This window comes from Curtobacterium sp. MCPF17_011, assembly GCF_003234145.1.
Lineage (GTDB): Bacteria > Actinomycetota > Actinomycetes > Actinomycetales > Microbacteriaceae > Curtobacterium.
Map to the genome: position 1 here is coordinate 52,978 of NZ_QKSK01000005.1, position 26,224 is coordinate 79,201.

At 72.6% G+C, this 26,224-nt stretch carries 23 protein-coding genes; 9 read left to right on the forward strand and 14 right to left on the reverse strand.

Annotated elements, in window-relative coordinates; genetic code table 11:
• Positions 1 to 3 precede the first annotated feature (3 nt).
• The gene (gene rfbB, locus DEJ25_RS07620) at positions 4 to 990 is read left to right on the forward strand and encodes a dTDP-glucose 4,6-dehydratase (RefSeq protein WP_111044317.1); all 987 of its coding nucleotides are present in this window, start codon (positions 4 to 6) and stop codon (positions 988 to 990) included.
• A gap of 14 nt (positions 991 to 1,004) precedes the next feature.
• Positions 1,005 to 1,856 (forward strand): dTDP-4-dehydrorhamnose reductase, encoded by an 852-nt coding sequence (gene rfbD, locus DEJ25_RS07625; RefSeq protein ID WP_111044318.1) that lies wholly within the window; start codon positions 1,005 to 1,007, stop codon positions 1,854 to 1,856.
• Between the two features lie 86 nt (positions 1,857 to 1,942).
• On the opposite strand, the gene DEJ25_RS07630 is transcribed toward rfbD, so the two are convergent.
• Positions 1,943 to 3,058, reverse strand: a complete 1,116-nt coding sequence (locus DEJ25_RS07630; protein ID WP_258366445.1) for a glycosyltransferase — start codon at positions 3,056 to 3,058, stop codon at positions 1,943 to 1,945.
• A gap of 69 nt (positions 3,059 to 3,127) precedes the next feature.
• On the opposite strand from DEJ25_RS07630, the gene DEJ25_RS07635 reads away from it, so the two are divergent.
• The 3 genes from DEJ25_RS07635 to DEJ25_RS16640 all read left to right on the forward strand — a co-directional run bounded on the left by DEJ25_RS07635 (position 3,128) and on the right by DEJ25_RS16640 (position 6,193).
• Positions 3,128 to 4,117, forward strand: a complete 990-nt coding sequence (locus tag DEJ25_RS07635) for a YbhN family protein (protein ID WP_111044319.1) — start codon at positions 3,128 to 3,130, stop codon at positions 4,115 to 4,117.
• Positions 4,118 to 4,172: 55 nt separating this feature from the next.
• On the forward strand, positions 4,173 to 5,315 hold the full coding sequence (locus tag DEJ25_RS07640; RefSeq protein WP_110902732.1) for a glycosyltransferase family 1 protein: 1,143 nt from the start codon (positions 4,173 to 4,175) through the stop codon (positions 5,313 to 5,315).
• 173 nt (positions 5,316 to 5,488) lie between these two features.
• Entirely contained in the window at positions 5,489 to 6,193 is a 705-nt protein-coding gene (locus DEJ25_RS16640; protein ID WP_111044320.1) for a hypothetical protein, read from the forward strand.
• Positions 6,194 to 6,241: 48 nt separating this feature from the next.
• Here the strand turns inward: DEJ25_RS16640 and purE are convergent, their stop codons facing one another.
• The 6 genes from purE to DEJ25_RS07680 form a co-directional block, all read right to left on the reverse strand.
• The gene (purE, locus tag DEJ25_RS07650; protein ID WP_258366264.1) at positions 6,242 to 6,751 is read right to left on the reverse strand and encodes a 5-(carboxyamino)imidazole ribonucleotide mutase; all 510 of its coding nucleotides are present in this window, start codon (positions 6,749 to 6,751) and stop codon (positions 6,242 to 6,244) included.
• 121 nt (positions 6,752 to 6,872) lie between these two features.
• The gene (locus DEJ25_RS07660; protein WP_181427374.1) at positions 6,873 to 8,702 is read right to left on the reverse strand and encodes a glycoside hydrolase family 6 protein; all 1,830 of its coding nucleotides are present in this window, start codon (positions 8,700 to 8,702) and stop codon (positions 6,873 to 6,875) included.
• A gap of 124 nt (positions 8,703 to 8,826) precedes the next feature.
• Entirely contained in the window at positions 8,827 to 9,963 is a 1,137-nt protein-coding gene (locus DEJ25_RS07665; RefSeq protein ID WP_111044323.1) for a 5-(carboxyamino)imidazole ribonucleotide synthase, read from the reverse strand.
• 3 nt (positions 9,964 to 9,966) lie between these two features.
• Entirely contained in the window at positions 9,967 to 11,274 is a 1,308-nt protein-coding gene (locus DEJ25_RS07670; protein ID WP_111044430.1) for a UDP-glucose/GDP-mannose dehydrogenase family protein, read from the reverse strand.
• Between the two features lie 103 nt (positions 11,275 to 11,377).
• Positions 11,378 to 11,911 carry a PH domain-containing protein gene (locus tag DEJ25_RS07675; protein ID WP_110902728.1) on the reverse strand — a complete coding sequence of 178 codons (534 nt, stop codon included), beginning with the start codon at positions 11,909 to 11,911 and terminating at the stop codon, positions 11,378 to 11,380.
• Between the two features lie 4 nt (positions 11,912 to 11,915).
• A complete protein-coding gene (locus DEJ25_RS07680; protein ID WP_258366263.1) occupies positions 11,916 to 12,773 on the reverse strand; it encodes a biotin--[acetyl-CoA-carboxylase] ligase in 858 nt (285 codons plus the stop codon).
• A 74-nt stretch (positions 12,774 to 12,847) separates the two neighbouring features.
• On the opposite strand from DEJ25_RS07680, the gene DEJ25_RS07685 reads away from it, so the two are divergent.
• Both DEJ25_RS07685 and DEJ25_RS07690 read left to right on the forward strand, forming a co-directional pair.
• Positions 12,848 to 14,443: an acyl-CoA carboxylase subunit beta gene (locus DEJ25_RS07685; protein WP_111044324.1), complete on the forward strand. Its 1,596-nt coding sequence runs from the start codon at positions 12,848 to 12,850 to the stop codon at positions 14,441 to 14,443.
• Positions 14,440 to 14,703: an acyl-CoA carboxylase subunit epsilon gene (locus DEJ25_RS07690; RefSeq protein WP_111044325.1), complete on the forward strand. Its 264-nt coding sequence runs from the start codon at positions 14,440 to 14,442 to the stop codon at positions 14,701 to 14,703. Before DEJ25_RS07685 ends, DEJ25_RS07690 begins: the two co-directional genes overlap by 4 nt.
• A gap of 461 nt (positions 14,704 to 15,164) precedes the next feature.
• On the opposite strand, the gene DEJ25_RS07695 is transcribed toward DEJ25_RS07690, so the two are convergent.
• From DEJ25_RS07695 to DEJ25_RS07710, 4 genes are all read right to left on the reverse strand, one after another.
• Positions 15,165 to 16,226: a hypothetical protein gene (locus DEJ25_RS07695; protein WP_181421478.1), complete on the reverse strand. Its 1,062-nt coding sequence runs from the start codon at positions 16,224 to 16,226 to the stop codon at positions 15,165 to 15,167.
• A complete protein-coding gene (locus DEJ25_RS07700) occupies positions 16,223 to 17,617 on the reverse strand; it encodes a sensor histidine kinase (RefSeq protein ID WP_110902725.1) in 1,395 nt (464 codons plus the stop codon). The genes DEJ25_RS07695 and DEJ25_RS07700 overlap by 4 nt, the downstream gene beginning before the upstream one ends.
• 24 nt (positions 17,618 to 17,641) lie before the next feature.
• Positions 17,642 to 18,370 (reverse strand): response regulator, encoded by a 729-nt coding sequence (locus tag DEJ25_RS07705; protein WP_375334549.1) that lies wholly within the window; start codon positions 18,368 to 18,370, stop codon positions 17,642 to 17,644.
• A gap of 127 nt (positions 18,371 to 18,497) precedes the next feature.
• Entirely contained in the window at positions 18,498 to 19,757 is a 1,260-nt protein-coding gene (locus DEJ25_RS07710; RefSeq protein WP_111044326.1) for a class I SAM-dependent RNA methyltransferase, read from the reverse strand.
• Positions 19,758 to 19,771: 14 nt separating this feature from the next.
• On the opposite strand from DEJ25_RS07710, the gene DEJ25_RS07715 reads away from it, so the two are divergent.
• Positions 19,772 to 20,545, forward strand: a complete 774-nt coding sequence (locus DEJ25_RS07715) for a nucleoside triphosphate pyrophosphatase (protein WP_111044327.1) — start codon at positions 19,772 to 19,774, stop codon at positions 20,543 to 20,545.
• A 116-nt stretch (positions 20,546 to 20,661) separates the two neighbouring features.
• Positions 20,662 to 22,437 carry a biotin carboxylase N-terminal domain-containing protein gene (locus DEJ25_RS07720; RefSeq protein ID WP_111044328.1) on the forward strand — a complete coding sequence of 592 codons (1,776 nt, stop codon included), beginning with the start codon at positions 20,662 to 20,664 and terminating at the stop codon, positions 22,435 to 22,437.
• Positions 22,438 to 22,566: 129 nt separating this feature from the next.
• Here DEJ25_RS07720 and DEJ25_RS07725 read toward each other — a convergent pair whose 3' ends face one another.
• From DEJ25_RS07725 to DEJ25_RS07735, 3 genes are all read right to left on the reverse strand, one after another.
• Positions 22,567 to 23,517: a hypothetical protein gene (locus tag DEJ25_RS07725; protein WP_146240635.1), complete on the reverse strand. Its 951-nt coding sequence runs from the start codon at positions 23,515 to 23,517 to the stop codon at positions 22,567 to 22,569.
• Positions 23,518 to 23,761: 244 nt separating this feature from the next.
• On the reverse strand, positions 23,762 to 25,393 hold the full coding sequence (locus DEJ25_RS07730; RefSeq protein ID WP_111044330.1) for a phospho-sugar mutase: 1,632 nt from the start codon (positions 25,391 to 25,393) through the stop codon (positions 23,762 to 23,764).
• Complete coding sequence (locus DEJ25_RS07735) at positions 25,390 to 26,220, reverse strand: purine-nucleoside phosphorylase (RefSeq protein WP_110902719.1); 831 nt, start codon at positions 26,218 to 26,220, stop codon at positions 25,390 to 25,392. The genes DEJ25_RS07730 and DEJ25_RS07735 overlap by 4 nt, the downstream gene beginning before the upstream one ends.
• Between the last annotated feature and the right edge of the window lie 4 nt (positions 26,221 to 26,224).

The window sequence follows — 26,224 nt, forward strand, 5'->3', positions numbered from 1 at the left end:
CGCGTGAAGATCCTCGTCACCGGAGGGGCCGGCTTCATCGGCTCGAACTTCGTCCGCCGTACGCTGCAGGACGCCTACCCCGGCCTCGAAGGTGCCGATGTCGTCGTGTACGACGCGCTCACCTACTCGGGCAACCTCGAGAACCTCGCGTCGGTGGCGGACTCGCCGCGGTACACCTTCGTGCAGGGCGACATCACCGACGCCGCCAAGCTCGACGAGGTCGTCCCGGGCATCGACGCCATCGTGCACTTCGCCGCCGAGTCCCACGTCGACCGTTCGGTCCGCGACTCCGGCATCTTCGTCGAGACGAACGTCGTCGGCACCCAGCGTCTGCTCGACGCCGCACTCCGCCACGGCACCGAGCGTTTCGTGCACGTCTCGACCGACGAGGTCTACGGGTCGATCAGCGAGGGTTCGTGGGACGAAGAGCGCCCGCTCGAGCCGAACTCGCCGTACTCGGCGTCGAAGGCCGGCAGCGACCTGCTCGCGCGCAGCTACCACCGCACGCACGGGCTGAACCTCTCGATCACGCGCTGCTCCAACAACTACGGGCCGTACCACTTCCCGGAGAAGGTCATCCCGCTCTTCGTCACGAACCTCATCGACGACCGGCACGTGCCGCTCTACGGCGAGGGCGACAACATCCGCGACTGGCTGCACGTCGACGACCACACCCGCGGCATCGCGATGGTCCTGACCAAGGGCCGCGCGGGCGAGATCTACAACATCGGTGGCGGCACCGAGCTCACGAACAAGGAGCTCACCCAGCTGCTCCTCGACGCGACCGGCAAGGACTGGTCGTACGTCGACCGCGTCCAGGACCGTCTCGGCCACGACCTGCGCTACTCGGTCGACATCTCGAAGATCCAGGCCGAGCTCGGCTACGAGCCGCAGGTGCCGTTCGAGCAGGGTCTGGCCGACGTCGTGCAGTGGTACCGCGACAACCGCGCCTGGTGGGAGCCCCTCAAGGAGCGCGCGGCGCTCAGCTGAGCCCGGCGACGACGATGACGCGCACCCTCATCACCGGCGCGGCCGGCATGCTCGGCCGCGACCTCCAGCTCGCGCTGCAGGGCCGTGACGTGACCGCGCTCGGCCGCGCCGACCTGGACATCACCGACCCGGACGCGGTCGACGCGGCCGTCGCCGGCCACGACGTCGTGATCAACTCGGCGGCGTACACGAAGGTGGACGACGCCGAATCACACGAGGACGAGGCCGCCGCGGTGAACGCCACCGGCCCGCGGCTCCTCGCCGAGGCAGCGGTACGCCACGGCGCGAAGCTCGTGACGATCTCGACGGACTACGTGTTCGACGGCAACGGCACCGCGCCCTACGCCGAGGACGCACCCACCGATCCGCTGAACGCGTACGGGCGGACCAAGGCGGCGGGCGAGGCGGCCGTCCGACAGGTCGCGCCGGATTCGTCGTACATCGTGCGGACCGCGTGGATCTACGGCGAGCACGGCCCGAACTTCGCCGCGACCATGCTCCGGCTCGCGGCCTCGCACGACACGGTCTCGGTGGTCACCGACCAGGTCGGGCAGCCGACCTGGACCGGTGACCTGGCCGCCCGCATCGTCGAGCTCGTCGACCGGGACGCTCCGGCTGGCATCTACCACGGCACGAACTCGGGCCAGGGCTCCTGGTACGACTTCACGCGCGCGATCTTCGCCGAGAACGGACTGGACCCCGAGCGCGTGCTCCCCACCGACAGCGCGTCCTTCGTCCGTCCCGCACCGCGCCCGGCGTACAGCGTGCTCGGGCACGACGCGTGGTCCCGAGCCGGTCTCGCCCCGATGCGTGACTGGCGCGAAGCGCTCCACGCGGCGGTCGAGGCGGGGGCCCTGCGCCGCTGACTCGTCCTGACGGGGCGACGACGGACGGGAGGCGCGGTGCCAGCTGGCACCGCGCCTCCCGTCCGTCGTCGGTCCGGCGCGCTCCGTCAGCCGACGATCGCACCCAGCCGCTCGTCGAGCGGTCCGACGGCTGCCTCCGGCCGGAACCGCTCGGCAGCCGCAGCAGCTGCGGACCGGCGTTCGGCGAGGAGCGCCCGGTCCTCCGCCAGGGCACGGAGCGTGGCGGTCAGGGCGGCGGCGTCGCCCGGCGGAACGCCGATCACCGCGTCCCCGAATGCCCGTCGCTGCGGCGCGGTGTCGCTCGTCACGACCGCGAGGCCGGCGGCCGCGCACTGGTAGACCTTGTTCGGCACGACCTTGCGTGCCTTCGGCGTCGTGCCGAGGATGCCGATGCCGACGTCGTGCCCGGCGACGAGGGCCGGCAGCTCCTCGGACCCGACCCACGGGATCCACTCGGTGGGGGCGCCCCCCGCAGCAGCGGCCTGCGCCGCCTCGAGGTCCTGGCCGGAGCCGATCATCGTGACGCGGACGGGGTCCTCCGGCCGGAGTCCACCGATCGCGGCGCCGATCGTCGCCGCACCCTGGAGCGGGGTGAAGAGCCCGAAGAACACCACACGCAACGGCCCGTCGGTGGCGGCCGAGGGCGACGACTCCTGCGCGGCGTCGTACCACTGCGCCGTGGCCCCGACGGGGACGACGACCGCCTTCGTCCGCAACCGCTCGGGCACCAGGTCGCGGTGCTCGTCGGTGTCGAGGACCACCACGTCGGCGATCCGCAGCGCCGCGCCGTCGATCGCGCGGAGCAGCCGCTGCTTGAGGCCGGTGCCACCGACCCCACGGTCCTGCGCGGTCGTCGCGGCGAACACCAGGTGGTCGAGCACGATCGGCGTGCGCGGGAAGAGCAGGCGTGCGAGCCAGACGTCGAAGTGCCCCATGTAGCCGACGAGCACGGCGTCCGGCCGTCCGGCGGCCCGCGCGCGCACCGCCTTCCCGATGAGCCGTGACCAGCTCCGGACGAGTCGCCCGGCCATCTGCGCGGCTCCCGACCGGGCGCCGAGCATGGCGACGCGCTCGCGCGTGGAGAGGCCGAGCGGGACGTTCGCCTCGGCGACCACGTGTCCGCGCGCGCGCAAGCCGTCGGCGAGCACACGCACTCGAGGGTGGTCCGCCGCCTGGTATGTTCCGAAGGCCAAGATCCGCACGTGGGGCTGTCCTCTCCGATGCTCGCGCGCGCCGGATCCGAGCCGGCGCCCGATCAACCCTAGGTGAGAATGACCGAACCCCAGCAGCCCGCCGGACGCTCCCGGACGAAGACGATCGTCCGCGTCGTCGGCCTGGTCGTCGCCCTCGTGCTGTGCGTCGCCTTCCTCGTCCCGCGCGCCGCGGACATCGTCGACGCCTTCGGCCGACAGGACCCGCTGACCCTGGTCGCCGCGTTCGTCACGGGCGGGGCGGCCACCTACGTCACGTTCCTGTCCTGGCGGTCGCTGATGTCCGGGGCCGGACACCGGATCCCCCTGGGTGCTGCGCAGCGGGTGTTCTTCCTGTCGCAGATCGGCAAGTACATCCCCGGCTCGGTGTGGCCGATCGTGGCGCAAGCCGACCTGGGCCGCGAGCACCGGGTCCCCGCGGCGCGCAGTGTCGCGGTGGGCATGCTCACCCTCCTCATCAGCTGCGGCGCGGGCGTCTCGGTCGCGGCGGTGACCATCCCCTTCGTGCAGCCCGACGCGTTCTCGCGGTACTGGTTCGTCGTGCTCCTCGTGCCGGTGGTCCTCGCGGCCCTGCACCCGGCCGTGCTCCGTTTCGGGCTGCGTTTGGCCTCGAAGGTCACCCGCCGGGACCTCGGCACGCTCGAGATCAGCACCGGCGCCGTCGTCCGCGCGTTCGGGTGGGCGCTGCTGGCGTGGGTGGTGTTCGGCCTGCACATCGTCCTGGTGCTGGTGCCGCTCGGACAGGTCGACCTCCGCGTGACGACGCTCACCGTCGGCGCCTACGCCCTCGCCTGGCTCGTCGGCTTCCTGGTCTTCTTCCTGCCGGCCGGGCTCGGCGGACGCGAGGCCGTCCTCACCGCGCTGCTCACCGCCGGGGTGCCGCTCGGCGCGTCAGCGGCGGTCAGCGTCGCCGTGACCTCCCGTGTTCTCCTGACGGTCGTCGACCTGGTGTTCGCCGGGGCTGCCGTGCTCGGGGAACGCCGACGTCGGCGCGCGCCTGCTGTGGACGACACCAGCGACCTCCCCGGTTCTCCCGAACGCCACTGGTAGCCTCGTCAGTCGACCCCGGGACGACCCGGGACGCACCACCGAGGAGCCCTGCCAGATGACCACACTCCGCGTGATCGTGGACCAGGTGCTCGCACCGGTACCCGGCGGCATCGGCCGTTACGCGGAGGAACTGACCCGGCAGCTCATCGCGACCGCCCCGGACGGTTGCGACGTCGAAGCGGTCGTCTCCGCGTCCTCGGCCGCCGAACTGCAGCGTCTCCGGACACTCCTGCCCGGGCTCGCCGACCTCGACCGGCTCGCGCTCCCCCGTCGTGAACTGGCCCTCGCGTGGCAGGGCGGTCTCGCCCACGGCGCCTCGCACGGCATGGTGCACGCACCGAGTGTGCTCGCACCGCTGGTCAAGCACGACCGTGTGCAGGAACCGGGTCGGCAGACGGTCGTCACGGTGCACGACACGGTCCCGTGGACGAATCCCGAGACCCTGACGCCGCGCGGCGTGCACTTCCACAAGGCGATGGTGAAGCGCGCCTACAAGTACGCCGACGCCGTCGTGGTCCCGACCCACGCGGTCGCCGGACAGCTCAACGAGATCCACCGGTTCGACGACCGACTGCGGGTCATCGGCGGCGCACCGAGCGGGCGCCTGCGCGTGCCGGTCGACGCCGACCTCCGCGCCGAGCGCCTGGGCCTGCCCGACCGCTACGTGCTGGCCGTCGGCACGCTGGAGCCCCGGAAGGGCCTCACCGCGCTCATCGACGCGATGGCCCACCCCGACGCGCCAGCGGACGTCCCCCTGGTCATCTCCGGGCCGGACGGGTGGGGCGACGTGGACGTGCACGGCACCGCCGAACGCGCCGGGCTCGACCCGTCACGGGTGAAGGTGCTCGGACGGGTCGACGACGCCGACCTCGCCGTGGCGTACGACCGTGCCACCGTCTTCGTGTTCCCGAGCCTGGCCGAGGGCTTCGGGCTCCCCGTGATCGAGGCGATGAGCTTCGGCGTCCCGGTGATCCACTCCGACGACGAAGCCGTCAGCGAGGTCGCGTCCGACGCCGGTGTGTGCGTCGCACGGAACCCCCGGGACACCTACCCCGAGCGTCTCGCGCAGGCGATGTACCAGGTCGTCAACGACCCGCACCTCGCGGGCCAACTTGCCATCGCCGGTCCGGACCGCGCCCGGATGTTCGACTGGCGGGACTCCGCCCTCGAGACCTGGCAGCTGCACGCCGACCTCTGACTCGGGGCGTCGGTACTGGTCGGCGTCGGTACTGGTCGGCGTCGGTACTGGTCGGCGTCGGTACTGGTCGGCATCGGTACTGGTCGGTCCGGCAGCGTCACGGCTCGGCATCGATCGCCCGCTCCGCCGTGTCCCTGACCGGGAGGCCCGTCCTCGGCTGCCAGGATCGGCTCATGACCCGTCGTCACCCGTCCACGGCCCTCACCGCCGCCATCACCGTCGGCGTCGGGGCGGCCCTGTTCCTGACCGCGTGCTCCGGCGGCGACACCCCGGCACCGACCCGGAGTGCGACCGCGACGACGACCTCGAAGCCGACCCGGACACCCTCGCCCACCCCGCCGGCGACGGCGACGACCCCGCCCGACCCGTCTTCGCCCGCGACGTCGGCACCGGCACCGGGGAACGACGACGGCGCCGACGGCTCCGGACAGGGCAACGGCAACGGCGGTGGCGTCACCGACCCGGTCAGCGTCGACTTCGGCACCGTGAGCCAGCAGGGCATCGCGGCGGCCGGTGGTGGGAAGGTCGTCTCCCTCGCCGGGTCGGGCGACCTCTGGACCGTCGTCGTCGCCGGGCCCGACGGCTCACTGACGCAGTCCGTGGTGTCCGCCACGCTCGGCCGGGTCACCTCCGGACCGTTCCCGAAGGACTCCGACGCCGCGACGAAGACCGTGAACGCAGCACGTGCCGCCGGACTGCGGGTGGATGCCGACGCCGCCGCCGCGAAGGCCACCGCAGCGGTCCCGGGCAGCACCCTCGCCAGCCTGCAGCTCGGCGGGAGCGGTTCCGCGCCGACCTGGACCGCGACGGTGTCCGCGGGTGGGGCCAGCCGCACGGTGACCGTGGACGGCGTGACGGGCGCTGCCCGAGCCTCCTGACCGTCGACCGGTGCCACTGACCTCGCGCGGGCGCGGGCGTCGGGCAGGTCAGCGGGCGTCGCGGAGCGCCTGCGCCTTCCGCTCGACGGCCTGCTCGAGCTCGGTGGCGTACTCGGCGAGCCGGGCCGCGACCGTGGGCTCGGACGACCCGATGATGCGCGCTGCGAGGAGCCCGGCGTTCGCCGCACCGTTGATGGCCATCGTCGCGACCGGGATGCCCGCGGGCATCTGGACGATCGACAGCAGTGAGTCGAGGCCGTCGAGGCGGGCGAGCTGCACCGGGACACCGATGACGGGCAGGGTCGTCACCGAGGCGACCATGCCGGGCAGGTGGGCGGCCCCGCCGGCGCCGGCGATGACGACGCGGATGCCGCGACCGGCGGCCTCACGACCGAAGCGCATCATCTTGTCCGGGGTGCGGTGCGCCGACACGACGTCCGCCTCGTAGGGGATCCCGAGCTCGTCGAGCACGTCGGCTGCGGCGCGCATGGTCGGCCAGTCCGAGTCGGAACCCATGATGACGGAGACGAGGGGGTCGGGAGCGGCGCTGTCGGTCACCCTGCCGAGCCTAGCGGCGGGTGGCGGGCGTCACTCGCCGGGCGAGCCGGGCCAGCCGCACGAGCCGGGCGAGCCGGGCGAGCCGGGTCAGCCGCACGAGCCGGGCGACCGGACGGGTCCGTCAGCGGACCGTCACGGTGCGGCAACCGAACGAGGCGTCCCCGCCGCGGCCGAGCCCGGTCGCCGTGACGCACACGGTGTGCCGACCTGACGCGACGGCCAGCGTCCGCGCGTAACCGTGCGACGATCCGGCGGTGTACACGCGGTCGACGTCGGGACGGGAGCCCGAGGCGGCGACACCCGTCGGGCGCTGACCGTCGATCCGCACGGTGACGGTGACCGGGGTGCTGACCGCGTCCCGGTCGAAGGCCCACCCCGACACGGCCACGCGACGTGTCGCAGGGGACGTCACCGCGTCGAGCCGGCCGACGGGGGCGCTCGCGGCCACCGTCACGGTCCGACACACCGAGGTGGGGACGGCGCGGACGGGGGTGCTCGTGACACCGGGAGCGACGTCGGACACGACCGCGCACACCCGGTGCGTGCCCGCGGGACCCGGCACGACGGTCTGGAACCCGTGTGCTGCTCCGGCACCGGTGGCCCGTGCGACGTCGGGGCGGTCGAGGCCCGCAGTGGTGGTCGCGACGGTCCGACCGTCGACGGTGATGCCCACGGGGAGCGACGCGCCGGGCGCGTCCGCGTCGACCGTCCAGCCCCGGACCGCGATGCCCGCCGGGGCCGTGGTCGCCGAGTCCAGTGCGACCCGCGGCGCCACGGGCTGCCGCGTCGCCGGGGTCGGCGTCGGCGTCGGCGTCGCCGGGGTCGGCGTCGGCGTCGGCGACGGCGTCGGTGTCGGTGTCGGTGTCGGTGTCGGTGTCGGTGTCGGTGTCGGTGTCGGCGTCGGGACCGGGGTACCCAGTGCGGCGTTCGCGACGAGCGCTTGCGCGTACGCCGAGTACCACGTCCCGGCCCGGGGTCCGCCGTTGCAGGTGCCGTCACTCGCGCCGGGCGTCTTCACCCAGAGCAGTGCGTCGAGCGCGGTGCCGTCGGTGGCCACCCGGGGCGTCGTGCCGAGGCCGGCGCCCGGCGCGTTGCACCAGGTCCCCCGCCACCCGGTGCCGTTCCGCGACGTGTCGATCACGTAGTGCGACCCGCCCGTCAGGGCGGAGACCCGCTGTGCGTACGCCTGCTCCTGCGCGACCGGGTAGTAGTTCGCGACGTTGGTGGAGAACCCGCGGGCGGTCTGGACGCCGGCCTTGACGAGGCGGTCCGCCATCGTCGCCGCCGGAACCCAGTTCGAGTTCCCCGCGTCCAGGTACGCGGGGACACCGGCAGCGGTGAAGGCCGCGACCTCGCGCGAGAGGATCCGGTAGCGCTGCTGGTCCAACGACCCGGTGCAGGCACTGTTGCTGAGCATCGCGAGCGAGTCCGGTTCGACGACGACCACCGCACGCTTCCCGGCGACGAGTGACACGACCTGGTCGACCCAGCGGTCGTAGGAAGTCTCGTCGAAACCACCCGCCGAGTAGCCGCCGCAGTCACGCTGCGGGACCGCGTAGGTGACGAAGACCGCGGTCGTGCCGGTGGCGGCGGCACCGTCGGTGGCGGCGGTCACGGTCTCGGTCAGGGTGGTGCCCTGCGTCCATTCACCGAGCCAGGTCGCCACCGGGTAGCGGGCGATCGTCGAGGCGGCAGCGGCTCCGGCCGGGTCGGTCGTGCGGAGCGCCGCGGCGGCCTTCGCGGCCTCACTGGTCGGCGGGTTGTACTGTCCACCGCCGTAGACCTGTGCCGCGGTGCGTGCGCGGAGCTCGGTCGGGGTGGCAGCGGCTGCGGGGCTCGAGTCGGACCCGGACAGGACGAGCCCGGAGGCGACGAGTCCGACCGTCACGACGGCGACGGCGAGCGCGACGGCGGACGCCCTGGTCGTTCGCGGTGCCCTGGTCGAGCGCATGTGGGGTCCCCCGGGAGTCAGCGTGGTCAGCCTCCCCATGGCACCACGGCGCGCCCAGGACGACCACCGCCAGTCCGGGTGCCACCCGATGTGGTGGCAGGCGTCAGCCGTCAGCCATCAGGGGTCAGTCGTCGAAGTGCGCTGCTGCGGCCCGGGCGCGGTAAACGACGTCGTCCACGTCGTCTCCGGTCACCGTGACGTGGCCGATCTTCCGACCGGGGCGCGGGGCCTTGCCGTAGAAGTGGTACTTCGCCTCCGGGAACGCGGCGAGCGCCGCCGGGTACCGACCCGCCAGGTCACCGTCACCGGGCCCGCCGAGCACGTTGACCATGACCGCGACGGGAGCGTTCGTCCCCGTCGCGCCGAGCGGCAGGTCGAGCACGGCCCGCAGGTGCTGCTCGAACTGGCTCGTGGTCGCCCCGTCGATCGACCAGTGGCCGGTGTTGTGCGGACGCATCGCGAGTTCGTTGACGAGGATGCGGTCGTCGTCGGTCTGGAAGAGCTCCACCGCCAGGACCCCGGTGACGTCGAGCTCCTCGGCGACGCGGACGGCGATCGACTCAGCCAGGTCGGCGATCCGACCGGCACTCGCGGGCGCGGGCGCGATCACCTCGGCGCACACCCCGTCACGCTGCATCGTCTCGACGAGCGGCCAGGCGACGATCTGTCCGGACGGCCGTCGGGCGACGGACTGCGCGAGCTCTCGGGTGAAGGCGACGAGTTCCTCGACGAGGAGCGCCTGGTCCCCGCCGGACTCGGCCACCGCGGTGAACCAGTCCTCGACGTCGGCGGGGTCGGTGACGACACGGACGCCCTTGCCGTCGTACCCGCCCCGCGGGGTCTTCACGACGGCGCGTCCGCCGTGCTCGGCGAGGAACGCGCGGAGCTCGTCGGCGTCGTGCACGGCGGCCCAGTCCGGCACCGGGAGCCCGAGCTCGGTCAGCCGACGACGCATCGTGATCTTGTCCTGCGCGACCGCGAGCGGCGCGGGGCCCGGTCGGACCGCCACACCGGCGTCGACCAGCGCGGCGAGGACGTCCTGGGGCACGTGCTCGTGGTCGAAGGTGACGACGTCGACGTCCTGCGCGAACGCCAGGACGGTCTCGGCGTCGTGGTAGTCACCCTCGGCGGTCGCGGCGATGGCCGCGGACATGCCCGGTCCCTCGGCGAGGACCCGGATGTCGAGGCCGAGCTCCACCGCGGCGGGCACCATCATCCGCGCCAGCTGGCCACCACCGATGACCCCGACTCGCAGCGCCATCGATCAGCGTCCCATGCCGTGGTAGGCGAAGCCCGCGGCGCGCCAGGCGTCCCGGTCCAGGCAGTTGCGGCCGTCGATGACGACCGGGGTGGCGACGGCTGCGGCGACAGCGGCGGCGTCGAGCTCACGGAACTCTTTCCACTCGGTGAGCACGAGCACGATGTCGGCGCCGGTGACGGCCTCGGTCACGGTCTCGACGTAGTCCAGCTCGGGGTGCAGACGGCGCGCGGTGACGATGGCCTCCGGGTCGTACGCGGCGACGTCGGCACCGAGTCCACGCAGGCGCGCGGCGATGTCGAGCGACGGCGAGTCCCGGACGTCGTCGGAGTTCGGCTTGAACGCGAGCCCGAGGACCGCGACGCGCTTGCCGGTGACGTCGCCGCCGAGGGCCTGCGTGGCGAGTTCGACGACGTGCGCCCGGCGGCGGAGGTTGATCGCGTCGATGTCGGCCAGGAACGCGAGCGACTCGCCCACGCCGAGCTCGTCGGCGCGGGCCTGGAACGCGCGGATGTCCTTCGGTAGGCAGCCGCCGCCGAAGCCGAGGCCGGCGTTCAGGAACTTCCGGCCGATGCGGGCGTCGTGTCCGATGGCGTCGGCGAGGGCGGTGACGTCGGCGCCGACGACCTCGGCGATCTCGGCCATCGCGTTGATGAACGAGATCTTGGTCGCGAGGAACGCGTTCGCGCTGACCTTGACGAGTTCCGCCGTGGCCAGGTCGACGACGAGACGAGGGGTGTCCTCGGCGAGCGCGACGGCGTACACCTCGTCGAGCGCCGCGACGGCGGCTTCGCCCTCGGGGCCGGCGGGCACGCCGTAGACCAGGCGGTCCGGCGCGATGGTGTCCTGCACGGCGAAGCCCTCGCGGAGGAACTCCGGGTTCCAGACCAGCGTGGCACCGGGGACGGCCGCGCTGACGTCCGCGGCCAGGCGGGCCGCGGTGCCGACGGGGACGGTCGACTTGCCGACGACGAAGTCCCCCGCGGACAGGTGCCCGGTGAGCGAGGCGACGGCGGCGTCGACGTACTTCAGGTCGGCGGCGCCGGTCGGTCCCTGCGGGGTGCCGACGGCGACGAAGTGGACCCGCGCGCCGGCGACCTCGGCCATGTCGGTCGTGAACCGGATCCGACCGGAGGCGAGGGCCTCGGTCAGGATCTCGGGCAGACCGGGCTCGAAGAACGGTGCTTCGCCCGCCGCGAGTCGTTCGATCTTCCCCGGGTCGACGTCCACCGCGACGACGTCGTGTCCGAGCTTGGCCATGGAGGCGGCGTGGACGGCACCGAGGTAACCGCAGCCGATGACAGAGATACGCACGGGACGACGGTACCGGGTCGTCGCCCGGTCCACGAGACGGTGAACCGCAAGAGAACGCGCGGTTCCCCGCAGTGTCTCCGCAGATCCGAGTCGGAGCGTGCGACTAGCGGTCGTGTCGGGCGGTCCCGCGGACGATGTCGTCCCAGTCGGGTTCGCGGTGCCGACGTCGTGCCTCGTGCGCCTCGACCAGGTCGTGCAGCACGGCGACGACGAGGTCCGCGTGCGGGACGTCGGCGAGCACGAGCGCCGGGTCGTCTCCCGGGAACACGAGCACGTCGCCCGAACGGAACAGCCCCTGGGCGCCCTGTCGCCGCACGGTGACGTCGTACCCGCGCGAGTGCAGCAGCTCCCGGCGGGTCCGGGTGCCGAGACCGTGCGAGACCACGAGTCGCCGGGTGGTCACGACGTACCGCTGGGACATCCACCGCAGCAGCGGCACGACGCCGCCGAGCAGGACGAGCACGACGACCACGACCGCGACGACGACGTTGAGCCAGGCGAGTTCCGCGCGGAACACCCCGAAGCCGAACCCGCCGGCGGCCGCGACGAGCACGACGAAGACCGCGGGACGGACGAGTCGTCGGGCGTGTGGCCGGAGCCGGGCGACGACGAGCTCGGGGGCAGGCTCGTCCGTCATGGGCTCATGCATAGCGCAGGTGGGTGACGTCCCCCACCGCGACGCCCCTGGAGGCGCCGGTCCGGTCCCGGATCGTGATGCGGCCGTCGTCGTCGACGCCGGTCGCGTCGGCCTCGACCGTCGATCCGTCCGGCAGCTCGAGGCGCACCCGCTGGCCGACCGTCCCGCACACGGCCCGGACGTGCGAACGGACCGCGTCGGCGGCGGCACCTCCCGCGACGAGCCCGGCCACGGCCTCCTGGAGGCCCGTCCAGAGGTCCGTCAGGACCGCGTCGGCGAGTGCCGTGGCCGGTCCGGTCGCACCGGCCACGAGCAGGGAGGTGGCGGTCGGGGTGGGCAGCGCGCCGGCCCGGATCGTGAGGTTCACGCCGACGCCGACGACTACGGACCCGTCGGCGGCGACCTGGCAGAGCACACCGCTGACCTTGCGGCCGTCGACGAGGACGTCGTTCGGCCACTTCACGAGCACGCGGTCATCCGCGTCCGTCTGCGCGTCTGTGTCCGTCTGAGCGTCCGCGTCCGTCTGCGCGTCGGCGTCGGCGAGCACGCCGGCGACGGCGTCGCGAACGGCGGCTCCGGCGACGAGCGGCAGCCAGCCCCGGTCGCGCGGGTCGAGGTCCGCCCGCACCAGCACGCTCGCGGCCAGGGTCTGGCCCGCGGGGGCCACCCACGACCGGTCCAGCCGTCCGCGTCCGGCGGTCTGGTCGAGGGTCACCACGACGCTGCCGGAGGCCAGGTCCGGTGCGTCACGGAGTAGGTCGGCGTTCGTCGACCCCGTCGTCGGCAGCACCGTCATCGTCGCGCCGGCGCCCTGGACGGCGGCGCTGGCGGAGACGAAGTCGGGTGTGACCGGTGTGGACATGCACGCAAACCTACGGCCCGGAACCGTGGGGGTCCTCCAACGGGGGTGTCCCGCACCGCCGGTAGGGTGAGCGGGTGACCACAGGAGACACCCCCGATCTCTCGACGACCGCAGGCCGTCTGGCTGACCTCCGCGACCGGTACCACGAAGCCGTGACCGCCGCAGGCGAGTCCGCGATCGCGAAGCAGCACGCCAAGGGCAAGATGACGGCCCGCGAGCGGATCGACCAGCTGCTCGACGAGAACTCCTTCGTGGAGCTCGACGAGTTCGTCCGCCACCGCACCCACGCCTTCGGGATGGAGTCGAAGCGTCCCTACGGCGACGCGGTCGTCACCGGCCACGGCACCATCCACGGCCGACAGGTCGCGGTCTACGCGCAGGACTTCACGGTCTTCGGCGGTTCCCTCGGTGAGGTCGCCGGTGAGAAGATCGTCAAGGTGATGCAGCACGCACTGAAGACCGGTGTGCCGATCATCGGCATCCTCGACTCCGGTGGCGCTCGCATCCAGGAGGGAGTGGTCGCGCTCGGCAAGTACGGCGAGATCTTCCGCCTCAACACCGCGGCCTCCGGCGTCATCCCGCAGATCTCGATCGTGATGGGCCCGGCGGCCGGTGGCGCCGTGTACTCCCCCGCCCTCACCGACTTCGTGATCATGGTCGACAAGACCAGCCACATGTTCGTCACCGGCCCGGACGTCATCAAGACGGTCACCGGTGAGGACGTCGGCTTCGAGGAACTCGGCGGCGCGCAGACCCACAACGCGGTCTCCGGGGTGGCGCACTACCTGGCCGAGGACGAGACGGACGCGCTCGACTACGCGCGCTCGCTCATCGGGTTCCTGCCGGACAACAACCTGTCCGATCCGCCGACGTACGACGTCGCGCCGGAGCTCGAGACGACCGACGCCGACCGCGAGCTCGACGTCGTCATCCCGGACTCCACCAACCAGCCGTACGACGTCACCCAGGTCATCGAACACGTGGTCGACGACGGCGAGTTCCTCGAGGTGCAGCCGCTCTTCGCGCCGAACATCATGATCGGCTTCGGCCGGGTCGAGGGCCGCACGGTCGGCATCATCGCGAACCAGCCGCAGGCGATGGCCGGCACGCTGAACATCGACGCCGGCGAGAAGGCCGCGCGCTTCGTCCGGTTCTGCGACGCCTTCGGGATCCCGATCCTGACCCTGGTCGACGTCCCGGGGTACCTGCCCGGGACCGATCAGGAGTGGACGGGTGTGATCCGCCGCGGTGCGAAGCTCCTGTACGCCTACGCCGAGGCCACCGTGCCGCTCGTCACCGTGATCACCCGCAAGGCGTACGGCGGCGCGTACATCGTGATGGGCTCGAAGCAGCTCGGGGCGGACATCAACCTCGCCTGGCCGACCGCCGAGATCGCGGTCATGGGCGGCCAGGGCGCGGTGAACATCCTCTACCGCAGCGAGATCAAGCGTGCCGAGGAAGCCGGCGAGGACGTCGCTGCCGTCCGCACGAAGCTCGCGAACGAGTACACCTACAACGTGGCGTCGCCCTACCTGGCGGCCGAGCGCGGCGAACTCGACGGGATCATCCAGCCGCACGCCACGCGCGTGTCGGTCATCAAGGCGCTCCGGGCGCTGCGCGGCAAGCGGGCGAGCCTGCCGCCGAAGAAGCACGGGAACATCCCGCTGTGAGCCCACGCCACGCTGCCGACGTCCCGGCAGACGCCCCGACCCACGCCACCGCGTCGGTCGCGGACGTGCGTGTCGTCGGCGGGGACCCGACACCCGAGGAGCTCGCGGCCGTGATCGCGGTGCTGCAGCGTCAGGCCGACGACGCTGCCGCTGCCGGGGGTGCCCAGACGGAGTCGTCACCGCGGGACGGCTGGACCCGCTCTGCCCGAGGGATGCGCGGACCGCTCCAGCAGGGCTCCTGGAGCCGGTCTCTCCGCTGAGCCCGTTCGCGTCCGGTACCGGTCCGGTACCGCCGGCGGTCTGTACCCCGTTCGGTACCGACCGGTGTCGACCTCGGCACAGCGGCGGACGCACCGTTCGGTCTCCCCTCACTCGGGGGTCGTCCACGCCAGGAACCGCCGCAGATCGCCCGAATTGTCCCCCGAAATGACGACTGACACCCCCTGGTGCTGTTGGCATCATTGTCTGTGTTCGGTGTTCTTCGTTGAAGTGCATCGCCGGTCGGTGGCCGACTAGGGTACGAAGCCACCGCCGAGACGAGTCAGGGCGATATTCGGGTTGTCGCTCTGCCTCGGGTCGTGAACGGGCCGGTCGGTAGCTCCGACCGGCCCGTTCCCCGTTTCCGGGGCGTTCCCCGTTTTCCGAGGCGTTCGCGGTGTCCGAGGCGTTCCCTGTCTCCGGGGCGTTCGCGGCTCCCGCACCTGCGCTGGCGGATCGGCCGTCAGCCCTGGGTCGCGTACCGGTCGATCTCGAGCCACAGCGCGACGGAGTCGTCGCCGTCGTCGTCCTCGTCGTCGTCCGCTGCCCCGAGGGCTGCGGACTCGCTCTCAGCCGCGTCCAGCCGCAGTCCGACCACGGTCACCGCGGCGTCGGCGTTGTCCGGCACGGTCCGGACGATCACGTTGTCGGCGTCGGCCTCGTACGCGCGTCGCAGTGCGTCGGCGAGCTCGGCGTGCACACGCTCCTGTTCGACCGTGTCGAGGTCGTCCAGGCCGCCGTCGTCGTGCAGCTGCACGACGGCGCCGCGACGGCGCAGGCGCATGACCTCCGCCCGGACGTCGTCGGACAGCAGCGAGCGGCCGCGGATCTCGTCGCGGATCGCCTGCTCGAGGTGCAGGCTCTCGGCACGCTCGTCCTCGTCCAGGCCCCCGCACGTGTCGATGATGCGCTGGAGCATCGGCAGCGCCATCCGCGTCGTCTGGCCGAGCCGGACCTGTCGTTCGGACACGTGCGCGTCCTGCGCCGCCTGCCAGTCGACGGTCTCCTGCTCCGCGCGGACGAAGTCCCGGGTGATCCGGGTGGCGTGGCTCATCGCGATCGCGAACCCGGTGGCGACGGACAACCAGATCACGTTGCCGAGCGCACCCAGCTCGCCCAGTGCCTCCAGGCCGGCCCAGCCGACCGAGTGCACCGTGCAGAAGGCGACGCCGACCCAGGCGAAGCGACCGCGCTGCCGGACGGCCAGCACGACCATGAGCGTGCCGACGGCGGCGATCCACCACGTGGCGTACGTCGGGGCCACCGCCAGGTCGACGACGGTCGAGCAGACGAGGGGCATCACGACGGCGGTGGCGAGTGCGAACCACGCCACCCACACCGGCAGGACCGGGCCGCGCACCAGCAGCGCGAGAGCGGTCGCCGCCGCGTAGAGGACCATGCAGGCGACGATCGGTGCGGCCTTCGCCGGCGTCCCGGGCAGCGTGGTGACGGCGAGGACCAGGTGCAGCAGCGAGAAGAGCGCCGCGAGTCCGATGGCGACACCCGCCGGGATGGAGGCCCTCATGCGTCCGCTCCCGCCTGGCGGACCGAGCCGGTCCGGTGAGCGGAACGGTCGTCGGCGCGGAGCGCCGGCCAACGGAGCACGATGCGGGTGCCGGAGCCGGGGGCGGTGCGGAGATCGGCCTCGCCGTCGGCGGCGGCCATCCGCTCGATGATCGAGCGCCGGACACCGAGGCGTTCGGCCGGGACCGCGTGCGCGTCGAACCCGGTGCCGTCGTCGGCGACCTCGACCTGCACGGACGAGCCGTCCGCGGCGATCGTCACCCAGCGCGAGACGTCGTCGCCGGCGTGCTGCACGCTGTTCACCGCCGCCTGGAGCGCGGCCGAGGCGATCGCGTCCGCCGCCGAGAACGGCAGCGCCGGACCCGCCATCGGGAGGCTTCGCACCTCGACCGGGGCGCCGAGGGACGTGACGGACGTGGCGATCCGGTTCCGCAGGACGTCGAACGGCACGACCTGGTCATCCCCCGGGCCGTCGGCGGCGGCCGCGGCGAGGTGGTCGATCGCGTTCCGTGCCATGCGTGCGGCGAGGGTCTTCGCGTCCGGGGTGTCCGCACGCGCTGCGGACAGCAGCGTCGTGAGCACGCTGTCGTGCACGATGGCGTCGACCTGGACACGCTCGACCTCGGTGGCGTGCTCCCGGATCGCCCGTGAGTACCGACGGACCGCGGTGGCCTGGGCGACGTCGACCGCCGCCGCCGCACGACGCAGCACCACGATGAGGATCAGCGCCGCGATGCCGAGGACCGCGGTGTAGGCGCCGTCGAGGAACGCCCGCTGCGGGCCGACCGCACCGCCGGCCGGCGAGAGCCGCAGCACGACGTAGATGATCGGCACGAGGGCGTTGTAGACCGCGGCACGCCACGTGGCGAAGCTCAGCGAGGCGGCGATCGTGCCGACGTTGCAGAGCCACCACGGCCACGGGGACTGGTCGACCGGCAGCGATCGGTCGACCGTCAGCGGAAAGGTCAGCAGCGCGACGAGGAACAGCAGCGCGCAGACGGTCTGCGCCGCCTGGGACCAGCGCTGCACGATCGCCGAGACGCCGACCGCGACGAGCGACAGCGCCATCACGATCGCCGTCGTGGGTGCCCAGACCGGGTCGAGGTACGGCAGTTGCTTGAGGAGGCCGGGGACGTTCACCGCCCCGAACCCGATCGCGGCGATGGCCATCAGGATCGTGAACGCCCGGTCGAGCGACGCCTGGGTGATCGTGGCGCGGACCGACCGCGACGGATCGGCCCAGCCGGCGCCGCGGACGTGACCCGGACCGTTCCCGTCAGGTCCGGCGGGCCCGGCATCGATCGGACCGGCCGCGGCGGGTCCGGTGGCTGCGGGGGACGACGGACGCCGGGCCGCTGCCGGCCCGGCGTCCGCCGATGCGTCGGTGGTCACGAGGACCGACCGGCGCGGGTGTCGTCAGCGACCATCGCCGTCGGGGTCGATGCCGGAGTCGAGCCCCGGCAGGATCCCGTCCTCGACGGCACGGCGGAGCAGGTCGACCTTGGTCGGGGCGGGGCGACCCACCTCGACGTACTTCACGCGGATGCGGTCCAGGTACTCCCGGGCCGTGGAGTACCCGATGCCGAGCTGCTGCGCCGCCAGCTTGAGCGGCAGGCCCGAGGCGTACAGGTGCAGGATCTCACGTTCGCGACGCCCGAGCTGGGCCTTCGCGAAGTCCCGGTCCGCATCGATGGCGCTCGCCCACTCGAGGTTGTTGAGCACGTCACCCCGGGCCACGGTCGCGACGGCGGCCATCACGGTCTTCGTCGCGGACGACTTCGGGATGACACCGGCAGCCCCTGCGGCCAGAGCCTCCCGCACGTTCGCGACGCGGTCGGCGATGCTGTGCACGAGCACGGCCGAACCGGTGCCCTGCACGCCCTTGACGTTCTCGGTCACCGTCGAGCCGTCACCCAGCGACAGGTCGAGGACGACGACGTCGACCTCGCGCCCGCCGAGTTGGGCGATGTACTCCGGGACGCTCGCGGCGGTGAGGACCACCTCGAACCCCTCGTTCTGACAGGCCGCCTGGATCCCCAGTCGGACGGACTCGTGGTCGTCGACGATGGCGACCCGGACCGGCCGGGTCTCGGGACCGGCAGTCCCTGTCGTGCCGGTCGATGTGCTGGTGGTCGTGTCTCCCACGGTTGCCTCTCGTTCCGACAGCGCGCCGGGCCCTGATCCCGGTTGCCGTCGTCACCAAGGATACCCAGGTCAACCTCAGCTTCGTACCCCGCAACGGGACCCGGCGGAGCCGATCACCCGCCGGGGCTCAGGCGACCGGCACCAGCCGCGCCACGGTCTCCAGGTGGTGGGTGTGCGGGAACAGGTCGAAGGCGCGGAGTGCCTCCAGGCGGTACCCGAGATCAGCGAACGTCGCGACGTCGCGCGCCAGGGCGACGGGGTCGCAGGCGACGTAGACGACCTGGGCCGGCTGCAGCGCGGCGATCGACACGACGACCTCGCGACCGGCACCGGACCGGGGCGGGTCGAGCACGATCGTGCCGGCGCGGAAGCGATCGCGCTCCGGACGGGAGGCCGACTCGACGGTCCGGGACAGCCACCGGTCGACACGGCCGGTCTCGGCACGGGCGCCGATCCACTCGGACAGGTTCTCGAGCGCGTGCTCGGTCGCGCGGGTCGCACTCTCGACGCTCGTCACGCGGGCGCGCGGCCCGACGACGTCGGCGAGGGCCGCGGCGAGCAGCCCGACGCCGCCGTAGAGGTCGAGGTGCTGACCATCCGGGTCGAGGCGGTCACGATCGACCAGGTCCTGCACCGCGGCGGTGAGGACGGCGGGGGCCTGCCGGTGCACCTGCCAGAAGCCGTCGTCGTCCACGTCGAAGGTCCGTTCGCCGACGACCTCCTGCACGACCGTGGGGCGCTGGGCGTCGATGACCAGGCGTGCGCCGCCGGAGCCGCTCGGGCTGAGGACGTCGACGACCTCGGCGCCGGGCATCGAGCCGCGGCCGAGCGGCGCTGAGCCCTGCACGGTGGCGGTGGCCAGCGGGAGCGAGGTGACCGGGACGACGGTGTGCGACCGGGCGGCGAAGGGTCCGGGCGTGCCGTCGGCGTCGACGTGCAGGCGGACCCGGGTGCGCCAGCCGAGGCCGTTCGCCTCGTCGTCGCCGGGTGCGGCCTCGACGACGACCGGCGCGCCGAGCACGGCGTCGAGGTCGATGCGGCCGAACCGGGAGAACGAGTCGACGAGCACGTCGCGCTTGAGGGTCCGCTGGTGGGCGAGGGCGATGTGCCCGAACTCCGCACCACCGGGACGCACGGCGGGGTCGCGGTCCAGGCCGGCCTCGGGCCAGACGTGGTCCACCCGGTGCTCGCTCGGTTCGAGGACGCTCACGGTGTCGGCGCGCCAGAACGACTTCTTCCGGTCCTCCGTCACCCGGGCCACGACCCGCTCCCCGGGGATCGCGTCCGTGACGAACACCACGCGCCCCTCGTGCCGTGCCACCGAGATGCCGCCGTGAGCGATCCCGGTGACGTCGAGTTCGAGCAGTGTGCCGACGGATTCACCCATGGTTCGATGTTCCCATGCGTCTGTACCTCGCGAGCACCTCCCCCGCCCGTCGCGCGCTCCTGGCGCAGTCCGGGATCGAACCGGTGCTCGTCTCGCCGGGGGTCGACGAGGACGCAGTGGCGGCCACCGAGCGGGACCGACTCGGTCGCGGACTCACCGGACCGGAACTCGTGTCGCTGCTCGCGGTCGCGAAGGCGACGGCGGTCGCGGACGGGCGCGTCGAGCTGGCGGACGGCACCGACACCGGCCTCGACGGCATCGTCTTCGGCGGCGACTCCGCCTTCGAGGTCGACGGGGTGCTGTACGGCAAGCCGCACGACCCGGAGGTGGCCCGCGAGCGGTGGCGGCAGATGCTCGCCGCGGGCGGCGGCACGCTGTGGAGCGGGCATTGCGTCGTGGACCGGCGCGCCGGGGTCGGGGTGACCACTGCCGGGACGGGGGGCGCGGGACGGGCTGGTGACGCGCCTCCCGTCCGCCCCGTGGGCGACCTGGGGCCGGTCACACCGGGCGGTTCCGCGCTCGTCGTGGACGGTGACCGGGTCGTCGCGGTGGACAGCGCCGTGCTGACGTTCGCCGACGACATGACGCCCGCGGAGATCGACGCGTACGTCGCGACCGGCGAGCCGCTCGAAGTCGCCGGCGCGTTCACGATCGACGGGCGCGCCGCCGCCTTCATCACGCGGATCGACGGAGCACCCTCGGCCGTCGTCGGTCTGTCGCTGCCGATGCTGCGGTCGATGCTCCTGCGGGGGTTCGGGATCGCCTGGCACGACCTCTGGACACGGTAGGAGCCCGCCGGCGCGCTCGCCACCTCCCCGCCTGTAGAGATCCACCTGCTGCGCGCGGTGTTTCTTGTGGATGGCGGTCAAAACACGACCCTGGTGCACGAATACGCTGATGTCCCATGACCCGCATCAGCAAGGTCCTCATCGCGAACCGCGGCGAGATCGCCGTCCGCATCGTCCGAGCGGCCCGCGATGCGGGCAAGGCCTCGGTGGCGGTCTACGCCGACCAGGACCGCGACGCCCTGCACGCCCGCCTCGCCGACGAGGCCTACGCGCTGAACGGCACCACGAGCGCCGACACCTACCTGGTGATCGAGAAGATCATCTCGGTCGCCCGACGATCCGGCGCCGACGCCGTGCACCCCGGGTACGGCTTCCTCGCCGAGAACGCCGACTTCGCGCGCGCCGTCATCGACGCCGGGCTCACCTGGATCGGGCCGTCGCCCGACTCGATCGAGCGTCTCGGCGACAAGGTCTCCGCACGGCACGTGGCCGAGAAGGTCGGCGCCCCCCTCGCCCCCGGCACGATCGAGCCGGTGCAGGACGTGTCCGAGGTCGTCGCCTTCGCCGACGAGGTCGGGCTGCCCGTCGCGATCAAGGCCGCCTTCGGTGGCGGTGGCCGTGGCCTGAAGGTGGCGCGGGACCGGGCCTCCATCCCCGAGTTGTTCGAGTCCGCCACGCGCGAGGCCATCGCCGCCTTCGGCCGAGGCGAGTGCTTCGTCGAGAAGTACCTCGACAAGCCGCGGCACGTCGAGACCCAGTGCCTCGCGGACGAGCACGGCAACGTCGTCGTCGTGTCCACACGCGACTGCTCCCTGCAGCGGCGCCACCAGAAGCTCGTCGAGGAAGCACCGGCGCCGTACCTCACCGAGGCGCAGCAGACCCTGTTGTACGAGTCGTCGAAGGCGATCCTCCGCGAGGTCGGCTACGTCGGTGCCGGTACCTGCGAGTTCCTCATCGGCGCCGACGGCACGGTCTCGTTCCTCGAGGTCAACACGCGCCTGCAGGTCGAGCACTGCGTCTCCGAAGAGGTCACCGGCATCGACCTCGTCCGCGAGCAGTTCCGCATCGCCGAGGGCGGCACGCTCGACTACGCCGACCCGACCCCGCGCGGCCACTCGTTCGAGTTCCGCATCAACGGCGAGGACCCGGGCCGCAACTTCTTCCCCGCGCCGGGCCCCGTCCACGTGTTCAACGCACCGTCCGGCCCCGGCGTCCGCGTCGACTCCGGCGTGGTGTCCGGCGACGTCGTCTCGGGCTCGTTCGACTCGATGCTCGCGAAGCTCATCGTCACCGGTTCCACGCGTGCAGAGGCGCTCGAGCGGTCCCGTCGTGCCCTGGCCGAGTTCGAGGTCGCCGGCCTGCCGACGGTCATCCCGTTCCACCGTGCCGTCGTCGCGGACCCCGCGTTCGCCACCGACGACGCGACGCCGTTCTCGGTCTACACGCAGTGGATCGAGACGGACTTCGTGAACGACATCCCGGCCTGGAGCGGTTCCCCCGAGGAGCTGCCCGCGCCGGGCGAGCGCGAGAGCGTCGTCGTCGAGGTGCAGGGCAAGCGCATCGAGGTGACCATGCCCTCGATCGTCGGTGGTGGTGCCGGCGGCGCGCGTCGTCCGTCCGGCCCGTCCGCTCCCCCGAAGCGTCGGTCCTCCGGCGTCAAGGGTGGCCGTGCGGCGTCGGGTTCGTCGGTCGCGTCGCCCATGCAGGCCACCGTGGTGAAGCTCGCGGTCGCCGAGGGTGACACCGTGGTGAAGGGCGACCTGCTCGTCGTCCTCGAGGCCATGAAGATGGAGCAGCCTGTCCAGGCACACAAGGACGGCATCGTCACCGGCCTGAACGCCCCCGTCGGCCAGACGGTCTCCTCGGGTCACGTCCTGCTCGAGCTCACGTAGGTCCCCCCGCGGCGCCCGGCGCCCGGTGCCGATCGGCTGCGCACAACAGGAACCGCCCCGAACCACGGCTTCCCGCGGTTTGGGGCGGTTCCTGTTGTGCGGCGCAAGCTGGAACCAGCGGACGCAGCGTCAGCGGATCCGGCGGAAACGTCGGGTCTCGAGCGGGAGGCCCAGCCCCAGCAGCAGCGCTCGGAGCCGCTCCGTGTCCTGCGTCTCCGGCCACCCGAACCGACCGATTCGACGGACGTCGGACACACGGCGGAGCCGGTCCTCGCGGCGCTTCTCCTGGAGGAGGACGTCCTCCGCGGTGAGGCCCGCGGCGCGCATGGCCGGGTCCCGGTACTTCGCGGCACCGTCGAACTCGAGGACGACGCCGTGGTCGGGGAACCAGAAGTCGACCCGCGCCACGAAGCCCGCCGCGTCGTGGAACTCGGTCTGGAGTTCGGCCCGCGGCGCTCCGAGCTCGTCCAACGCCACACGGGCGATCGACTCCCCCACCGAGCCACTGCCCGGGTCGGCGAACTCGATCGCGAACCGTGCACGATCCCGGCCGTGCACGGCCCTCTTGACGTTCAGCTCAGCTCGGAGCGTCGACCGGTCGACACCGCGCTGGAGCGCGACGTCGAGGACGGGCACGGAACGTCGGAGGTCCTGCGTGAGCGCGATGTCGACGACGGTGCTCCGGAGGTCCGTGACCGGCCGGCCCGAGGACGCCCGGGCGAGACCCATCGACCGGCCCTTCCCGGGGTGCTTCCGCAGCAGCCGGAGGGACTGGGACGTCTCCCGCTCGGGATCGATGACATCGACGACCTCGGGGAACTCACCGCTCCAGGGCAGCCCGTGCAGGGCGAGGGCTGACACATGGGACAGCACGAGGCGCGGAGCGATCAACTCGTCGACCACGTCGAGGCGAGCAAGATGGCGGACGCGGGCGTCCGCCGCCCGCCAGTGCTCTGCGTCGACGAACCTGCCGGGTGCGAGCCGGACGAGTGCGCCCCGGTCGGCCGCTGCGACGAGGTCCCGACCGCGACGGCCGGTGGGGTCGACGCTCCCACCCCTGATGATCTCGAGTCGTTGCATCTCCTCAGCCTCACGGACGCCCACCGCCACCGCAGGACGTTCGCCGACCCTGTGGACGACCGCGCTGGCTCCCGCTGTCGTGCAGGAGCCCGGTTTCGACTGACGCCGCACAACAGGAACCCGCTCGAACCGCGGGATGCAGCGGCGCGAGCGACTTCCTGTTGTGCGCAGGCCAGGCGCAGGCGCAGGCGCAGGCGCGACGCGGCGACGCGGCGACGCGGCGGCGCCGCGGCGCCGCGGCGCCCTACGAGACCAGCGGGCGGACGGCCGCGGCCAGACGGTCGGCCAGCGCGGTGGCTTCGGCGGAGGTCCCAGCGACCGTGTCGATGTAGACCTTCACCTTCGGCTCGGTACCACTCGGGCGGACGATGACCCGCGCGCCACCGTCCAGGTCGAAGCGCAGGATGTCCGACGGCGGGAAGCCCTCGACCCCGTCGAGGAAGTCCGTCACCGACGTGATCTCGACACCGCCGAGGTCCGTCGGGGTGGACGTCCGCAGCGACGCCATGATCTCCCCGATGCGTGACAGGTCGTCCACGCGTGTGGCCACCTGCCCGGAGGCGAAGGCACCGAACCGCTCAGCGAACGCCTCGAGCTGGTCCGCGATGGTCTTGCCCTCGGCAGCGAGTTCGGTCGCCAGCGACAGCAGCTCCAGTGCAGCGGAGATGCCGTCCTTGTCGCGGATGACCTGCGGGTCGACCAGGTACCCGAGCGCCTCTTCGTACCCGAAGAGCAGGTCGGGCACGCGGGACACCCACTTGAAGCCCGTCAGCGTGTCCCGGTGCCCGAGTCCGTACTGCTCGGCGACGCGTGCGAGGGCGGGCGAGCTCACGATCGACGCGGCGAGCACCCCGGTCACGCCGGCGTCGGCGGCCCGTGCGGCGGCGCGCCAGCCGAGGAGCCATCCGACCTCGTTGCCGGCGAGACGCCGGTACGAGCCGGAGCCGTCCGGGATCGCGAGTGCCAGTCGGTCGGCGTCCGGGTCGTTCGCGATCACCAGGTCGGCGCCCACCGCGACACCCCGGGCGATCGCCAGGTCCATGGCTCCCGGCTCCTCGGGGTTCGGGAACGAGACGGTCGGGAAGGCGCCGTCCGGCTCGATCTGCTCCGGCACGACGGCCGGCTCGCGGAAGCCCGCCTGCGCGAACACCGCGCGGGCGGTCTCCCACCCGACGCCGTGCATGGCCGTGTAGACGACGGACGGCTGCGCGTCGGCCGGGAGGCCCGGGGCCGGTACGGTCGCAGCCGTCGCGTCCACGTAGGCCTGGACGAGCGACGCATCGGCGACGGTGTAGTCCGTCGCCCGGGTGAGCGAGCGGATGTCCCCGGATGCGACGACGTCGATGGCGGCGGCGATCTCACCGTCGACCGGCGGCACGATCTGCGAGCCCTCGTCGTCCCCGCCGAGGTACACCTTGTAGCCGTTGTCCCGCGGCGGGTTGTGGCTCGCCGTCACCATGACGCCCGCGCCGACGCCCAGGTGCCGGACGGCGAACGCGACGAGCGGTGTCGGCAGCGCCGAGGGCAGCAGCGTCACGTCGAGACCCAGGCCGCGCATGACCTCGGCCGAGTCCCGCGCGAAGACGTCCGAGTTGACCCGGCCGTCGTAGCCGATGACGACGCTGCGATCGCGGCCGGAGTCGATCAGGAAGCAGGCGAGCCCCGCGGCGGCCTGCGTCACGACGACGCGGTTCATGCGGAGCGGACCCGCTCCGAGCTCGGCCCGGAGGCCCGCGGTGCCGAACTCCAGCCGTCCGGCGAAGCGGGCTGCGAGCTCCTCCGTGTCCCCGGCGTCGACGAGCTGCTGGAGCTCGGCCCGGGTCTCGTCGTCGGGGTCCTGCTCGATCCAGGCCCTGGCGGTGTCGACGACGCTCACAGTGCCGCCACCACGCGGGCGAGCAGGTCGGCGATGACCGGCTCGGCCTGCTTGCCGGCCTCGAGCACCTCGGTGTGGGACAGCGGCGTCTTCTGGATGCCGGCTGCCAGGTTCGTGATGAGCGAGAAGCCGAGGATCTCCATGCCGGCCTGACGAGCGGCGATGGCCTCGAGCGCCGTCGACATGCCGACGATGTGCCCGCCGATCGCTTTCGCCATCTGGACCTCGGCCGGGGTCTCGTAGTGCGGGCCGCGGAACTGCGTGTAGACGCCTTCGTCGAGGGACGGGTCGACGGACTTCGCGACCGCACGGAGGCGTGCCGAGTACAGGTCGGTCAGGTCGACGAACGTCGCACCCTCGAGCGGGCTGTCGGCGGTCAGGTTGATGTGGTCGCTGATGAGGACCGGGGTGCCGGGCGTCCAGGTCTCCTTGATGCCCCCGGCACCGTTGGTGAGGACCATGACCGAGGCACCCGTGGCAGCGGCGGTCCGCACGCTGTGCACGACGCGACGCACGCCGTGGTTCTCGTAGTAGTGGGTCCGGGCACCGATGACGAGCGCGTGCCGTCCGTCGGCGAGACGGATCGACCGGACAGTGCCGGAGTGCCCGGGGACGGCCGAGGCACTGAACCCGGGGACGTCCGCCGCGGGGATCTCGGAGACGGTCTCCCCGAGCAGGTCGGCGGCCTTGCCCCAGCCGGAGCCGAGCGTCAGGGCGACGTCGTGGCGTTCGATACCGGACCGCTCAGCGATCACTGCCGCGGCGTCCCGGGCCACGTCGAAGGGGTCGACGGCGGGGTCGTTCAGGGGGTTCTCGGTGCTGACCATGCGC